Origin of the sequence: uncultured Paraglaciecola sp., assembly GCF_943787955.1 — a bacterium.
In the GTDB taxonomy this organism is placed as follows: Bacteria; Pseudomonadota; Gammaproteobacteria; order Enterobacterales; family Alteromonadaceae; genus Paraglaciecola.
The window spans coordinates 516,233-532,384 of the sequence record NZ_CALSOK010000010.1 but is presented as its reverse complement, the minus strand read 5'-3'; the positions used below and the strand labels follow the sequence as shown (position 1 = coordinate 532,384).

Annotated in this window: 12 protein-coding genes; 3 read left to right on the top strand and 9 right to left on the bottom strand. The window is 39.2% G+C overall.

Annotated features, from left to right (window positions below):
* Nucleotides 1-87: 87 nt before the first annotated feature.
* Nucleotides 88-3,300 carry a DEAD/DEAH box helicase gene (locus Q0Y52_RS10105; protein ID WP_297821161.1) on the bottom strand — a complete coding sequence of 1,071 codons (3,213 nt, stop codon included), beginning with the start codon at nucleotides 3,298-3,300 and terminating at the stop codon, nucleotides 88-90.
* A 1,076-nt stretch (nucleotides 3,301-4,376) separates the two neighbouring features.
* On the opposite strand from Q0Y52_RS10105, the gene srmB reads away from it, so the two are divergent.
* Nucleotides 4,377-5,639, top strand: coding sequence for an ATP-dependent RNA helicase SrmB (srmB, locus tag Q0Y52_RS10100; RefSeq protein WP_297821159.1), 1,263 nt, complete (start codon nucleotides 4,377-4,379; stop codon nucleotides 5,637-5,639).
* A 17-nt stretch (nucleotides 5,640-5,656) separates the two neighbouring features.
* On the opposite strand, the gene Q0Y52_RS10095 is transcribed toward srmB, so the two are convergent.
* Nucleotides 5,657-6,559, bottom strand: a complete 903-nt coding sequence (locus Q0Y52_RS10095; RefSeq protein ID WP_297821157.1) for a hypothetical protein — start codon at nucleotides 6,557-6,559, stop codon at nucleotides 5,657-5,659.
* A gap of 59 nt (nucleotides 6,560-6,618) precedes the next feature.
* A complete protein-coding gene (locus Q0Y52_RS10090; RefSeq protein WP_297821155.1) occupies nucleotides 6,619-7,206 on the bottom strand; it encodes a TonB family protein in 588 nt (195 codons plus the stop codon).
* A gap of 138 nt (nucleotides 7,207-7,344) precedes the next feature.
* Between Q0Y52_RS10090 and Q0Y52_RS10085 the strand changes: the two genes are divergently transcribed.
* Both Q0Y52_RS10085 and hemW read left to right on the top strand, forming a co-directional pair.
* On the top strand, nucleotides 7,345-7,947 hold the full coding sequence (locus Q0Y52_RS10085) for an XTP/dITP diphosphatase (RefSeq protein ID WP_297821153.1): 603 nt from the start codon (nucleotides 7,345-7,347) through the stop codon (nucleotides 7,945-7,947).
* A gap of 4 nt (nucleotides 7,948-7,951) precedes the next feature.
* Nucleotides 7,952-9,112: a radical SAM family heme chaperone HemW gene (gene hemW, locus Q0Y52_RS10080; RefSeq protein ID WP_297821151.1), complete on the top strand. Its 1,161-nt coding sequence runs from the start codon at nucleotides 7,952-7,954 to the stop codon at nucleotides 9,110-9,112.
* Between the two features lie 49 nt (nucleotides 9,113-9,161).
* Here hemW and Q0Y52_RS10075 read toward each other — a convergent pair whose 3' ends face one another.
* The 6 genes from Q0Y52_RS10075 to Q0Y52_RS10050 form a co-directional block, all read right to left on the bottom strand.
* Nucleotides 9,162-9,944, bottom strand: a complete 783-nt coding sequence (locus tag Q0Y52_RS10075; RefSeq protein ID WP_297821149.1) for a YggN family protein — start codon at nucleotides 9,942-9,944, stop codon at nucleotides 9,162-9,164.
* 209 nt (nucleotides 9,945-10,153) lie between these two features.
* On the bottom strand, nucleotides 10,154-11,512 hold the full coding sequence (prsR, locus tag Q0Y52_RS10070; RefSeq protein WP_297821147.1) for a PEP-CTERM-box response regulator transcription factor: 1,359 nt from the start codon (nucleotides 11,510-11,512) through the stop codon (nucleotides 10,154-10,156).
* 22 nt (nucleotides 11,513-11,534) lie between these two features.
* Complete coding sequence (gene prsK / locus Q0Y52_RS10065) at nucleotides 11,535-13,553, bottom strand: XrtA/PEP-CTERM system histidine kinase PrsK (protein ID WP_297821144.1); 2,019 nt, start codon at nucleotides 13,551-13,553, stop codon at nucleotides 11,535-11,537.
* Nucleotides 13,554-13,563: 10 nt separating this feature from the next.
* Nucleotides 13,564-14,688, bottom strand: a complete 1,125-nt coding sequence (locus tag Q0Y52_RS10060; RefSeq protein WP_297821142.1) for a beta-ketoacyl-ACP synthase III — start codon at nucleotides 14,686-14,688, stop codon at nucleotides 13,564-13,566.
* 136 nt (nucleotides 14,689-14,824) lie between these two features.
* Nucleotides 14,825-15,067: a hypothetical protein gene (locus Q0Y52_RS10055; protein ID WP_297821140.1), complete on the bottom strand. Its 243-nt coding sequence runs from the start codon at nucleotides 15,065-15,067 to the stop codon at nucleotides 14,825-14,827.
* Between the two features lie 146 nt (nucleotides 15,068-15,213).
* The gene (locus tag Q0Y52_RS10050; protein ID WP_297821138.1) at nucleotides 15,214-16,125 is read right to left on the bottom strand and encodes a hydrogen peroxide-inducible genes activator; all 912 of its coding nucleotides are present in this window, start codon (nucleotides 16,123-16,125) and stop codon (nucleotides 15,214-15,216) included.
* Nucleotides 16,126-16,152: the final 27 nt, after the last annotated feature.

Below are 16,152 nucleotides of genomic sequence, written 5' to 3'. Positions count from 1 at the left end.
ATGGATTTGGAGATTTTTAGGGTAAACGTCGCACCTTATTTATGCAACATCACTGATTAATATAGCGTTTCAAATATCCATACCCACTTAGGACAGAGGAGCCAATAATGTGCCTAAAATATCATCTGTTAAACTTAGGTTACCTTGGCTGACTTCCTCTGATAATAAGGCATTAGCCAACTCCGCTTTTTTATTTTGGATTTGTAGAATTTTTTCTTCGATAGAGTTTTCAATAATTAATTTATAGACAAATACAGGTTTGTCTTGACCAATACGGTAAGCTCGATCTGTAGCTTGATTTTCCACTGCAGGATTCCACCAAGGATCAAAATGGATCACAGTGTCGGCGGCAGTTAAATTCAAACCTACGCCACCGGCTCTTAAGCTAATTAAAAATACAGGTACTTTTCCAGACTCAAATTGCTCAACTATTGCTTGGCGATCTCTACTGCTACCTGTGAGTTTGACATAGGGTATCTTGCTGGAGACTAGCTCTGTCTCTATCAAAGCTAACATGCTGGTGAACTGAGAAAAAATAAGAACCTTTCTTCCTTCTTCAACCATTTCTGGCAAAGTTTCCATCAAAAATTCTAACTTAGCGGATTGATGCACAATTTTTGCGCTGGGCAATGATAACAACTGTGGATGATTACAAACTTGACGCAATTTTAGTAACGCATCTAGAATTTCTATTTGGCTGCGTTGCAGACCTTTTGCGGCGATGATTTCTTTTAGACGAGAATCCATGGTCAAACGCACAGACTCATATAACTCAGCCTGTTTACCATCAATTTTAAGAGATTGTATAATGGTGGTTTTTTTAGGTAATTCTTTGGCAATAAGTTCTTTGGTTCGACGTAATATAAATGGCTTGATACGTTGGTTAAGCATGCTCTTACGTTCATGGTCATTGTGCTTTTCAATCGGTGTTTTAAACAGACGAGTAAATTGTTGATAACCTGCTAAAAAGCCTGGTAATAAAAAGTTAAATTGTGCCCAAAACTCACCTAAATGATTTTCCATGGGCGTGCCAGTTAAACATAACTTATGCTCAGCCTTGAGTGTCAACATCGTTTGGTAAAGCTTGGTTTTTGGATTTTTGATATAATGAGCTTCGTCTAAAATCAAATAATAATAAACGTGGTGCTGATGCACTTCACTGTCTTTTAACACTAAAGGATAACTGGTGATCACGATATCGTATTGCTTCAGTAGCTCAAAATTCTCTTGCCGCTTAGCACCATTTATGACGATATAAGACAAGCTAGGCGTAAACTTTTCTATTTCTTTGGCCCAATTAAATAGCACACTGGTGGGCGCAATAATTAAACTAGGCCCAGTCAGCCGACCTTGTTCTTTCTCGAGTAATAAGTGGCTAAGTGCTTGTATCGTTTTTCCTAGTCCCATGTCGTCGGCCAAAATACCATTGAGTCCATATTCTCGTAAAAACTGTAACCAATTCAATCCTTGATGCTGATATTCACGCAATTCAGCCAATAATAGCTTGGGGATAGGGGCAGACTGGATCGCGTTAAAATTTCGTAGCTTTTCTGCAAGAAGACGCAATTTATTTGCACCTTTAGTGAGGATCCCTTGATTATCCAATTCACTGAGGGTTTGATGACTTTGAAAGCGTGATAAGCGAATGGTGCCATCGTCTTGCAAAGACCCGGGTATAAATAATTCAACAAATTGTTTCAGTAAAGGCTGAATACTCTGATATGACAACGCAATGAATTTTCCTTCAGAGAGTTCAACAAACACCTTTTCATCACTGTCGAAATAAGTTTGATCATTCACCAGCATATCTTTAGGTAGTTGCTCTAGAGCACTGAGTAATATAGGAAAAGCAGCCACACTTTGTCCATCTATGTTTAAATTCAAGCCTATGGAGAAAAAATCATGACCTTCTTTTTGTATTACATTGGCATCAAATACACTATCCGTATCTAATTCTTGATAATGAAAACTATCATCATACTCTATTTGCCACCCCTGCTTTTTCAATTGTGGTAGCTGATTATGTAAAAATGATAAATTAAGGTTTCGTCCTTGTAACACCATCATATAACCACTCTCAAAGCCTTTATGATTGGAAGCAGATTGCAATTGAGGCATGAAATTCCATGTTTTAAGGGACTCCATGATCATTTTTTCAAAAGCAAAATCACGATAAATGCTTTCATCACCCTTTTGAGAAGATAATTGGTGTTTATTATTTAAAGGGCTTACACGCTGGCCATTATAAGCAAACCATAATGACAGTTGAGTATAATAAGCTTGATTTATATTTGGCGTAGCTAGGCGAATATGAGGCACTGGCCTTGCTAGGCTAAACTCTTTTTTAAGCTTTGGTTTAGGCAACTTTCTCGCAATATCCCCCAAAGACATATCTAACTTACTCAACACCCAGGGCATCTTTTCTTCAGAAAAAGTAGGGCTGTCAAGAAACTGCCCATCAAACTCACTATTTAAATCAGTTTCAACCAGACCCAACATATTGGTTTTGATATTGTAATAACTAATAGGCTGTGACTTTATCAATCTAACATCAGCATTACTTTTATCTAATACCAAGTCTAACTTGTGCACTGTACTGCGTGTTTGCCACTGCCAGTTTGCTTTTAGAGGCGCTCCTAGAGAAATAGCATGTTTTAAGTCCGCCCCATCTCCCCAGAAGCATCGGCCAGTACTCACCAACAGATGCAATGCCTTATGCAGCTTAATATCATTAGAATGATGCTGATTTCTGATCACAGAGCTAATAATTTGCACATCTTGATCATCTAGATAAGGCTGTTTTATGAGATAGCTGTCTAAGTTTTCGTAAATCAGGGTTCGACTCCAAGCCCCATTTTTCTTCAAACTAGAGCTTTTGACTCCCAACTGTAAATAATCATTAGGCGCAACACTATTTTGATTAAGAAAATACAAAATCGCTTTTTTTTGCTGAAAAACCAGAGGCTCTTCTGTTGAAAATGTATTCAGCCATGCTTGTATGACGTTGTTGGATGCCGAATTTACATGCATATTTTCAAGGTAATAGTGAGCCAAAGCAGCGGCATGTTTACAATCGGACTTCAGGTAACAATTACAATATGACTTAGCCCGATTTTTACTTTCATCATATTCAAAACGTGTTAAATAAGTTTTACTTCGTTCAGATTCACTTATAACTGACCCTCTCAATACCTGCTTATCCAGAGCGGCACTGATCACATGGCTCAAATGGTAAAGCCTCGCCCCTTTTTCCCAAGTTTTTTTGCTCAAAACGTCTTGCAAGTTAGTTTTGTTAAACATATTTAAATCGAGTACCTGATGATAAGTTGTGTTGACTACGTGAGGAAACAGAAAACCGCTTACATCATATAGTCAATTTTCATAACCTTCTATTATTTAAAAATTCTCATAATCAAACACTTGCCCAACACCCATCAACACCCAGTCTATTACTTACTTTGGTTATAAATTAAAATTCAAAATAAAAAACGTGGCTTCTAGCACATTCAGATCACAAACTTTATAAAAATCTAGCCGCTGCTGCCGCTAGATTTTCAGGCAGCAAGTGATACCCTCTTTTTGTTCAATCATGTCGATAAATTAACGCAAATATTATCAATATATGGAATTTGCCATAAGGATAACAAACAACCTAATACTTATGCTTCACCCACAAAATAATCGGTAGCGACGGTCTATCATTGGCGGTATGACTTCTGATAAAGGCCTGGCTAAAATAGTGATAATAAAGTAATGTTTTAAAGGTGTGTAAATCAAAGCTAATTTTACCACACCCGTTCATGCCACATAAGCGGTTAATGGGTTCGCCCCAAAATAGACGTGCAACACGCCAGTTAAGGACGAAACAATTGTAACGGTGAATACGTATCTAAAAGGCACGTTACTCAACGGTAATGAACCTCGGCGAGCTCTAAATATTCAAACATCTGAATGACATTGTCCCCCTAATCAATAAAAATAGTAAACCACTCTTTTTAACAGAATATCGACACGCTCTCGGTTACACAACAGAGATAAATAAAAAGAGTCCTAATCACAATAAATATTAATAATTAACAAAAAAGAAAGCTCGATAGGATATGGAATGCGGTCCTATTAACCACCGTATCTTTGAAAGATATGATATGAAATTCATGCTAAGCCATTTACTTTATTTGTTCCCACGAGTCTGGCACAAAACAAAGTTTCTAAAAAAGTATATTTTCACCTGAAATCAAAAACGATTAAAAAGCATGGGTAGCTTGAGGTATAGCCTGTCTTTCTTCCAATTCAAAAATGCATAGGCATTTACCTCGTCACTCCTTTATAATCCCCTACAATTCCCAAGCCAACGATAAAACAAGGCTTAAACATACATGTTTGAACAATTAGAACTAGACGATGACCTGATACACGCGGTGACGGACTTAGGTTATAAAGAACCCACTAGTATACAGTCACTGGTCATCCCACAAGCCATGAATGGCAAAGATATATTGGCCTCAGCCCCAACAGGCACAGGTAAAACTGCTGCATTTTTATTACCTACTTGTCAGTTTTTATTAGATTATCCACGACGCCAACCAGGTTCGACGCGGGTTTTGATCCTTACCCCTACTCGCGAATTGGCCTTGCAAATTTTTGAGCAAGCCAAAGCTATCAGCAAATATGTGCCACACATTGCATGTGGCGTCATCACCGGCGGCATCAACTACGGTACTGATCGTGAGTTATTAGAAAAAAACCTTGATATTTTAGTTGCTACACCTGGTCGCTTATTCGAGCATATCGAAAAAGAAAGCTTTGACTGTCGTGATATCGAATGCCTGATTTTAGATGAAGCTGACCGCATGTTGGATATGGGTTTTTCTCCCGTTGTCAACCAAATCGCCGTAGAAGCGCGCTGGCGCAAACAAACCATGTTGTTTTCAGCCACATTAAGAGGCAGCGGGATCGCACGTTTTTCTGATGAGTTGTTAAATGAACCCGTTGAATTAGAAGCGGACTCGAGCCGCAAAGAGAAAGGCATTATCCACCAGTGGATACATCTGGCAGATAACGCGACTCATAAACTTGACTTGTTAACTCACATTTTGAGCACACAAGTGGAAACAGCCATAGTGTTTGTTAAAACGCGTGAACGTTTAGCCATTTTAGTCGGCCAACTGCAATCTGTCGATATTGACTGCGTCTGGTTACAAGGTGAAATGCCTCAGGATAAACGCAATACCGCGATGGAACGTTTTCGTACAGGCGATGTAAAGATATTAATCGCTACTGACGTGGCAGCCCGGGGTATTGATGTAGAAAACATTAGCCACGTCATCAACTACGATATGCCTCGCACAGCTGATGTATATGTCCACCGTATTGGTCGCACAGGCCGTGCGGGTAACAAAGGGACGGCTATTTCCATAGTAGAAGCCCATGATATTGGCGTAGTGCCCAAGATTGAACGTTATACAGAACAGGCGTTAAAACGTAGGGTAATTGCCGCATTGCGCCCTGCCAATAAAGAAGCTAAACCGACTACCAAGAAAAAGATTAGTAATAAGACTAAAAAGGCAGTCATTAAGGCCAAACGTACCGCCAAAATTAAAAAGCGCAAAAATACAGGACGAGGGAAAAAAACGCCTTAACTTATCAAAATTTATCGTTACGCACCCTGGCGAATTTCAACTAAATTGAAGTTTGCTTGGGTGTCTCCTACCACCATTATTTTGCAACGTCCCCACCGTTTAGGGATTTTCCATTCTGTATCTTGCGCAACGGTATACTTTTCTCTTTTGTTATCGCAACGCACTTCTACTGTATTGAGCGTACCTTCGATATCACTAAACATAAACCGGTTACGACTAAGAGAATGCCACCAATCACCATTGCTACCTATTTCTCCTTGCACGACAATAAAGTCTCGATTTTTTAAGACCTGCCGAACTCGGGTTGCATACTTTTCTAGGACACTGACTGTTTTTTCATTATTAGGACGCTGCTCAATTTGTGCAAATGTCTCTAAAGCATCTGAAAATAATGATGCTTTTATTTCTAAGGTAAATTTTTGATGTAAAAGATAAAGGTAATAAGCCTCACCAACGTACTCATCGCTTTGACTAGAAGAGACGAGTCGCCAAATACTGCTCAATTGAGAATGATCATGGCCTTGCGCTTTTGCAATCTCAGACTTCAACATCCAAAACCATGCGTCTTCGTAACTATTCCAGATCTTACCTTCCCAAATTTGATTGGGTCCAACAGGATTGAAATTCATATTTAGCAAGTTGTCAGCCACAGCATCACTGTGTTTGCGCTTGGTTGTCACTTTATAAGCTATTCGCTGAGTCACAACTAATTTAAGCCGTTCCATTAACTTAATGGCGCGATACCGCGTTATTTCAAAGCCTTCTTTGCGTAGTGCTTTAGCAAGCTCTCTGCTGCCTAAACTGTTTCGACTTGCCTTGAATAATGCTTTGGCTCGTCGATACAGTCTTAGCATTTGAGCGCTAATGAGTTCACCAGGTTTTTTTAGCCATGCGTAGTATGCTGACGAACTCACTTCCATCACTTTACAAGCGACTGACACAGGATACTTAGCATCAAGCTCACTTATAAAAGAATATCTTACTTCATTTCTTTCGCGAAGAAGGCACTTGCCTTTTTTAGGATTTCACGCTCCATTTGTAGACGTTTACTATCTTTCCTGAGTTGAATTAACTCTGCTCGTTCATCGCCAGACAAACCCATTTGGGTAATAAGTTGTTCAGCTAAAACGAAATTATCAGCTCTTAATGCCTCATCCGTATTTTTATATTCCCTGACAAATCGTTTTCTTCCGCCCTTTGTTCCTTTATCTAATTTAAAATTCATTTGCACACTATTACGACACTGTTCGATTTTTTTTCCGTTACGGATAGCAGGAGAATATTGCCATTGTCTTATAGCTCGTAGGCTAGCTTTCTCAAAATCACGAATGCCGGATGAGTCTTCAATAACGGGATCAACCACTGCACCATTTGCATCTACAACAAAACTTAATTTTACCCAACCTTCATTACCGTTTCGAGCTGCTCTCCTAGAAAATTTGGCAGGCACACGCTCTATGGGTTTTGCCGGGATAACGGTTTCCAATAGTTCAACGCTGGATGACAACACATGCCCTGCGATTAAAAAGCTCGAAAACAAAGATAAGATGAACAGGGATAATTTCATTTTACGTCCTTGAAAAGTGATATAATAATGCAGATTTTTCTTAGCTGATAGTAAGGAGTTATCTGAGCAATTACAAATAGAAAAACGGAATGTGTTAAGTGAATCAAGCAACATTAGAATAATATTGAAGGAAAATATGTGCGTAAAAAAGTAGTTCTTGCCACGGGTAACAAAGGAAAAGTCAAAGAGCTTGCTCGTATGTTGTCTTGTTTAGATTTTGAAGTATTGCCACAAAGCGAATTTGACGTAACGGAAGTGGCCGAAACAGGCACCACTTTTGTGGAAAATGCCATCATTAAAGCCCGTCATGCTGCCAAGCAAACAGGTTTACCGGCTATCGCTGACGACTCGGGTTTGGCAGTTCATGCCCTTGGTGGCGAGCCCGGAGTATATTCCGCACGTTATTCCGGAGACCAGGCTACCGATCAAAGTAATATTACTAAGTTACTTGATGCCATGGCTAGTATTCCAATAGAAAAACGCCAAGCCAAGTTTTTATGTGTTTTGGTATTCATGCGTCACGCTGATGATCCCAGACCTATTATTTGCCAAGGTGAATGGTGTGGTGAGATCGCGACTGAGCAACAAGGTGAAAATGGTTTTGGCTACGATCCAGTCTTTTGGGTCAAAGAACAGAATTGTAGTTCTGCTCAGTTATCACCCGAACACAAAAATACATTAAGTCACCGCGGTAAAGCCCTAAAACTGTTATTAACCCAACTACAAAATCAAATAGGTTAAATACTTGTCACAACCACTTACGCTTAAATTGCCGCCTCTTTCGCTATATATCCATATTCCTTGGTGTGTACAAAAATGTCCTTACTGTGATTTTAATTCTCACGGGCAAAAACAACAGGTATTGCCTGAAACTGAATATGTCAGTCACTTGTTAGATGACTTAACTGAAGATGTTAAATTAGTTGGCAACAGAGCTATTCATAGTATTTTTATTGGTGGTGGCACACCCAGTTTATTTTCCCCACAAGCTATCCACACTCTTTTAAAGGGAGTAAAAAAACGAGTGAACTTGTTAGCTGATGCTGAAATTACGATGGAAGCGAATCCAGGCACAGTGGAAAGCCAACGTTTTGCTGATTATGTCAAAGCAGGTATTACTCGCATCTCCATAGGTATTCAAAGTTTTCAACCAGAAAAATTAACAGCACTTGGCAGGATCCATGATGAAAACCAAGCGCTTAAAGCTACGAAGCTGGCCAAGAGCATAGGACTCAATAATTTTAACCTAGACCTAATGCACGGCCTACCTAAACAATCTTTAGAAGATGCTATGTTTGATTTAAACACCGCTATAACGCAACAACCTCCACACTTATCTTGGTACCAATTAACCATTGAACCGAATACTCAGTTTCATTCTAAGCCACCCAAGTTACCCGAGGATGAGCTGTTATGGGATATTCAAGAACAAGGTGATGATTTACTTAGGCAGGCAGGATTCGAACAATACGAGATTTCTGCATACAGTCAAGCAGGTCAACAATGTCAGCATAATTTAAATTATTGGCGTTTTGGTGACTATTTAGGGGTCGGTTGTGGCGCACATGGTAAAATCACACTAGCCAATGAAAATAAAATAATTCGCACGGTTAAGGTTAAACACCCCAAAGGTTATATGGATTTAACTCGCAGTTATACTAGCGAAAAAAAGGTAGTGACTAAACAAGACTTACCTTTTGAGTTTTTTATGAATCGCTTTCGTTTACTTGAGCCATGCCCTAAGTCTGATTATGCAAGCTTTACTGGTATACCTTTGGATAACGCCACCAAACAAAACCTAGAAACGGCGATAACTCGCGGATTATTAGTTGAGTCAAGCGACGAATGGCAAGTTACGCCATTAGGCAGACGTTATTTAAATACATTATTGGAAATGATGGTATAACTCAAGAGCATAATATTTAACAGTGATATCCTTGCCACATTATAATGCGCTATTTATTAAGATACGCGTTGGTACCCGTTATCAATACATTGAAGGAATTTAGCTGTTTAATAGACGCTCTGAGTTTATCTTCAGCTTTATCTAATTCCTTGAATTTATTACAAAACCATTTAGCCTTAAGCTTTAGGGTTTCAGCTTTTGGCCCCACAGTTTGACCAATTTCTTCACCTAAAATTTCTAGTTGGTTAGCTATCGTGGCGACCTTTTCTTTACTCACCTCACCATTAGCAACCAGTCCACCGATAACTGATAATATACCACCTACAGAAGTGCTCATTGCTTCTTCTAATTGTTCTTCCAATTCGTGGTCGACCAAATCGTTCACTTGCTCAAGACTGCCAGGCCCCATATAAAAATTATCGCTAGCACGTATAAACTTTTCTTTAACGCTCATTTGCACACGTTCAAGAGATTTTTGCAGCTTTTTCTGACTTTTTTCATCTTTCACTAAGCCGCTATACACTTGCTCTATCGTCTCGACAGCAAGCTCGACACCTTCGTTTGCCAACAATATCATTTTAGGCACAACTTGATGGATGCCAGAAGAAAACTCAGCAAGCTCGCGCTCTTGTTGCTCATTTAAAACAATCCATTCACCTTGCACAATCAGCTGTGATGGATGGTTAATCTGGTAAACAGACCGGCCACCATGTCCAATGATTCGGATTTGTTGTTCACTGACTACGACACCATAATTAAGAGACACCTCACAATCTATGTTCGCATTAACAGTGGAGCTTATTAGCAGTAAAATAAAAACTAAGAGACGCATAAGATTCCAAAATGTATAAATCCTAATGCAGTGTGCCTTCAAACAAAAAAAATGCAAAATCAGATCAGATAGGACAGGCAAAACATAGGTTAATCTGCATTTCGCACTAAAACATCAAAACAAATATACAATAAAGGGTTAGAAGCCAATGTTGAGCTGATAACGTCATTTCTCGACATTATAAAATCACCTCACTTTATTCAACATCGTTAGCTGCCAGTTTTAACATCTTCTAAATGATATTTTTCAATCAGAGAATACAAAGTAGGCCGAGTTACGCCTAGAAGTTCAGCGGTTTTAGTCATGTTATGTTCTGCCACCAAAAACGCATTACGTATTGCCCGACTTTCAGCATCTTCTCTGACTTCTCGTAAATTAAGCGTGTCTATATTGGGTTCATCATTATGGAACAACAAGCTCAAATCTTCTGCCTGAATATGAGTTCCTTCGGCCATTATCACAGCAGATTTCAGTTTATTTTGAAGTTCACGAATATTACCAGGCCATGTATGTTGATTCATGGCTTTTATGGCTGAATCACTAAAACCTTTAATCTTAGTTTTAAACTCCTCATTGTATTGCGCCAAGAAGGTCTTAGCCAATAACACCACGTCATTATCACGCTCTCTAAGGGGTGGAATTATGATACTGATTTCACCCACTCGATAGAATAAATCTTCACGGAAAGTTTGCTCTAATACCATGGCAGGAATATCTCGATGCGTGGCGCAAATCACCCGAATATTCACCGGTATTTCAGAGCGCCCGCCCACTCGTTCAATCACACGCTCTTGTAAAAAACGGAGCATTTTAGCTTGCAAACCAATTGGCATATCGCCAATTTCATCTAAAAACAAGGTGCCATCTTGAGCTGTTTCTATCTTGCCTGGTGTGGTTTTATTAGCACCAGTGAATGCGCCTTTTTCATAACCAAACAGCTCACTTTCCAATAAGTTTTCAGGGATCGAGGCACAGTTAATAGCAACAAAAGCTTTGTTTTTTCGTAGACTGTGCTCATGAATACTGCGGGCAAACACCTCTTTACCGGTGCCACTTTCGCCAAGTAATAAGGTACTAATATCAGTTTGCGCGATACGCTCCGCTTTTCTGCTCGCAGCTAAGAGCCCTTCACTTTGACCAATGATTTTGTCCATCGAAGGCGCGACTTCTACCAAGTGGCGGTTTTCCATCTCTAAATTAAACAGGTTAATGGCGCGGCTAACTAAAATTTGAATAGTGTCTAAGTCGATCGGTTTTTGATAAAAATCATACGCGCCAAAGTTCACTGCTTTTAGCGCATTTTTTTTATCATTATTGCCGGTTATCACTATGACTTTTGTTTGAGGCGCTAAAGCTAAGATTTCTTCTAGAGTCGCTAACCCTTCAGTTGCATTACTTGGATCGGGCGGTAAACCTAAATCTAGCGTGACTACTTTTGGTTCAAAACGCCTCAACTGTGCAATAGCCGAACTCCGATCTTCGGCAAAGACAACGTCATAACCTGAAAAGCTCCACTTTAATTGCTTTTGGATCCCTAAATCGTCATCAACGACCAAAATTTTGTCCATGTATTAAAATCCTTTTTATTGTCTAATCTGTTGGAATTCGTAATGTAAAAATACTACCTTGCTGTTGTTTACTTTGTACCAGTAACTGACCTCCAATACGTTCTAAATAAGCTTTAGCATCAAACGCCCCAATGCCCATTCCTGCGTTGCCTTTGGTTGTATCAAAAGGTTTGAACAAACGTGTGCGAATAAAATCTTCGCTCATACCGATACCCGTGTCCACAATATTAATCAACATATACTTCTTATCTGTGGATAACTGTATTTCAATATCTACTTTGCCATCATCACTGGTGGCTTGTTGTGCGTTACTTACAAGATGGTAAATAACGTTACTTAGTTTATCTTTATCTAAAACCGCAGGTGTTTCACTACTAACTACTACACTAGGTGTGGGTAAATAGGATCCACATCTTTGTTCAACCACATTTTTAACACACTCTGATATGTTGACTAAGCTATCAAATCCATCTAGAGAAGCATTTTTTTCAGTCAACTGATATAGCATTTTATCCATTCGAACTTTGGTATGATGCAAGGTTTCAAAAGTATCATCAATGAATTGAGGATTATCTTTATGTTGTTTCGCATTAGACAAAATAAGGTTAATTTGTGCCGCTACGTTTTTTAAGTCGTGCACGATGAAGGCAGACATACGAGTGAAAGCCGCAAATTGTGCATTTTCAGCCAGCTCTTGCGCAGCTTGATGATGAAACAAAAAGTTTGAAATCTGAGCGTTCACAGCGGTCAAATAATCTCTTAACTCCCAATTGAGTTTTTTACGGGTGTTATCTGAACCTTGCATCACCGCCATGCCCCAGAATTTTTCTTCATTGAATATGGGGATCACCAGATGGAAAGAAACACTATTTAAAAGGCTATGGTTGACCTTTAGCCCCTCATAAACATAAGGCTGTGTTCTAAGCTCTTCAATATCGATTATCCAATTTTTCGACGTAAAAAAGGCTGAAAACGCTAACAAAACTGCTTGTTCATCATCATTCAAAGCGGGTTTATCTATATTTGCCAGCACCTTGAGTTCACCGTTTTGACTTTGAATCAAACACCCTATTTGGTAATCAATTGCCTGAATCACCCCTCTTAAAGCACTCGCGTACACATTCCCGTCGGATTCACGGGTATTAAGACAGTGTGTTAACTTCAGCCATTCAATCCTGTAATCAAATTGATTGGCAAAAAAGTGTTTAGTAATAAAAACCTTAATCTTAGTCCGAAAACTCAAAGAAAGAAATAAACTCACTAAAAGAGACAAAGACAAGACAATAAGTACTACTTGAATGGCAGAACCCCATTGGCCACCAAAGTACTTAACTGCATAACCTAGCATCGCCATTACAAATAGATAACCACCCGCTACCATTAAAAGAGTGCTGTGCATCACAATGTCTCGGGAGATATAAATATCAACCCCCCAATTTTTAACTCGCCTAATAGCTAAGACTAACAATGGAATAAGAGCAGAGTAGACATAACCTCTGGCAGCAATGTAATTAGTATTAATTTGCTCCACCATTAAAGCATCCGCAAAAGTAACAAATTCAAAAACGCTGATAACTGCCAAATATATTATTAATGGTTTTAATGCCCAACTACTTTCACCAGCCTGACGATAGATGACTTCAAGCAAAACAAGCACTTGCAAGGCAAGCACAGTCTGAATAAGGAACCTCCACGATCCTTGTTCAATCCCTAGGTAAGGCATTGAAATAGCAATAATCGGCAAGGACAAAATCAACCAGGTCTGTTTTCGGCACAATACTTCAATAATATTAGTAAAGTTATCTTTTAAGCATGAAGCTAAAAAAAGTAGCCAAAAAAAACTTTTAATATTGTCGAAAAGCAATAGCTTTTCGACAGATAATGCGGCAAAAACGAAGGGTGTGATAGACCATAAACATGTTGCACCGGTAGCAAAAATTAACAGATACTTTGCTAGTCCTGATTTGCGAACAGTTAGTAGAAGGAGTAAAAGAAAGGCATAACCAATAGCACTGATTGCATAACCAACAGTTGCGATCATAGTGAAACCTCTATAGTTTTTTTAATAGTAAACTACCGATCGAATACCCAGCCCCAAAGGAACAAAGCAAGCCAATGTCACCTGATTGCAAGTCTTTGTGATGCAAATAAAATGCGATAATGGAGCCAGCAGAAGCGGTATTAGCAAAGGTATCTAATACTATTGGAGCTTCTTCAAAGGTTGGCTGTTTGCCAAGTAACTTTCGGCTTATCAAAGTATTCATATTGATATTGGCTTGATGTAACCACCACCTTGAAACGTCTCCAGAACTAAGTTCATGACGAGCTAAGTGCTCAGATATATGATCTACGGCCATAGGGCATACTTCTTTAAATACCTTGCGTCCCTGTTGATGAAAGAGTTTATCTTCAGCAAATGGATCGGCATCGTTCGCACGGCTAACATAACCAAAATTTGAGCGAATATTGTTTGAATATTGAGTAACCGCTTTAGTGCTCATAATTTCGAAAACATGCTCTGAATCAGCAGTATCAGTATTTTCAACTATTATAGCCGTGGCCACATCACCAAAAATAAAATGACTATCACGATCACAATAATTGACTTGTGGCGAGGTTAATTCAGGGTTAATGACCAACACAGCCTTAGCCGTACCTGCAGTGATCATTTCATAGGCACGATGCAGGGCAAAAGTAGCTGCGGAACAAGCCACCAGCATATCAAAAGCAAAACCTTTAATGCCCAATGCACCTTGTACCTCAATCGCCAAAGCTGGATAAGAGCGCTGTGTGTATGCACAAGATACAATAACAACATCGATGTCTTCAGAGGTTTTATTTGCGGCTTTTAACGCATCTTTGGCTGCATAGATCGCCATTTCAGCTTGATCAGATAATTCATCTTCTGAGCGCTCAGGAATATTGGGCCGCATCCTATCTATGTCTAAAACGCCATCCTTTATATAGACGTAGCGACTCTTAATGCCCGAGGCTTTTTCAATAAATTCTGCACTTGAAAGTGGTTTAGGCTTCAGTCCACTTTCCTCAATTTCTTTTTGATACTGTTGATTGAACTGCTCGGCGTAAGCATTGTATGCCAGAACCAGTTCTTCATTACTAATACTGTGAGTAGGTTTCCATAAACCAGAACCGCTAATTACTACTGAAGGAGTCATGAAAAGTCCTAACTAAACAGATTAGGCTACATATATTTAATGCTATGATGTAGCAAAGAATTTTTCAGTTTATCGGTTTGTAATAAAAAAGTCAGCTTGAAGCTGACTTTTTAGTTTAATAAGTTTTAAGGCTTACCTAAAATAGGTAGGTCTTCGGGGCAGTTAACAATTTGTTTTTATCAGACTTACCCGTCACGCAGAACTTTACATCTTTATATTTGAACACATACACTTTGTCATGAGAGCCATATACACTATCACCGTCTGCTTTAACAAAACCAGATAGAAGAAAGGTAATATTCTCATCATTAGATAAAGAACGAAGCGCAGCATTGATGTTACATAACATGTCGCCAATGATGTCTTTAAACCATGCCAATGACTTTGCAATAAGACGCTCGTCGGTTTTCTCAAATACTGTTTTTAATTTCCTTCGATTAGGATGTGTTCTCTTTGTTTATTAAAGTCGAGGGACACAGTAAAAAAGTTTGTTTCAATAATCAGTCTTTTTAAATCATGTTGTAATTAACGCGTCAAGGTAGGGATAGGAATTAAAGGAGCAACTAATTCAGCCAAATGACGAAACAATCTGACTCGAGTTGTACCGCTTCGCCACACCATACCAATTTCACGATAAGCCATATCTTCGGCAGGCATCGATACGAGAGGAGTGGTGCTTAATATATGATGTTGAATAGCTAATTCTGGCATAAAAGTGAAACCCAGCTTACTATTAGCAAGCTGGACTAAGGTATACAAACTACTAGCGGCTAACGAACTCACTTGCTCTTTATGCTGCAAACCACATGCGCTAACAGCATGCCCAGTCATACAATGCTCTTGTTGCAATAAGAAAATACTTTCTTTGGGTAAAGCTGACATGTCAAGTGGCACTGGTAAGGATTCAACCAAGTCACTGTGAGCAATTAAATGAAAGGGATCATGACCTAAAACCAATTGCTTACAACCTGGTGTATCCAACGGTAAAGCCAAAATAAGTAAATCTAAGCCACCTTCATTTAACTGGGTCAACAAGTTAGCCGTCGTGTCTTCTTGAAGTTGCAACGTAATATCGGGAAGATGTTGTTTAACTGTTTTAATCAACTCCTCAAAAATAAACGGCGCGATGGTGGGAATAACCCCTATTTTGAGTTTACCTGCTTGCCAATTCCCTGCACTTTGCGCAAAATCCACTAATTCGCGGGTGTCGGTTAATAAGGCCTTGCTGCGCTCAACTAATTCTAAGCCAAAAGGCGTAAACACAAAGTTCTTATGATCCCGCTCTAATAACTGAGAGCCAAACTGCTCCTCAAGATTTTGAATAGCGGTGCTGAGTGTTGATTGGCTGACATGACAGCGCTGTGAAGCTCTATGAAAGTGTTGCTCTTGATGTAAAACCACCAAATAATGAAGGTGTTTAAGGTTGGGCCATTTCATGATTACTCATCTATAAAAACGATTAAT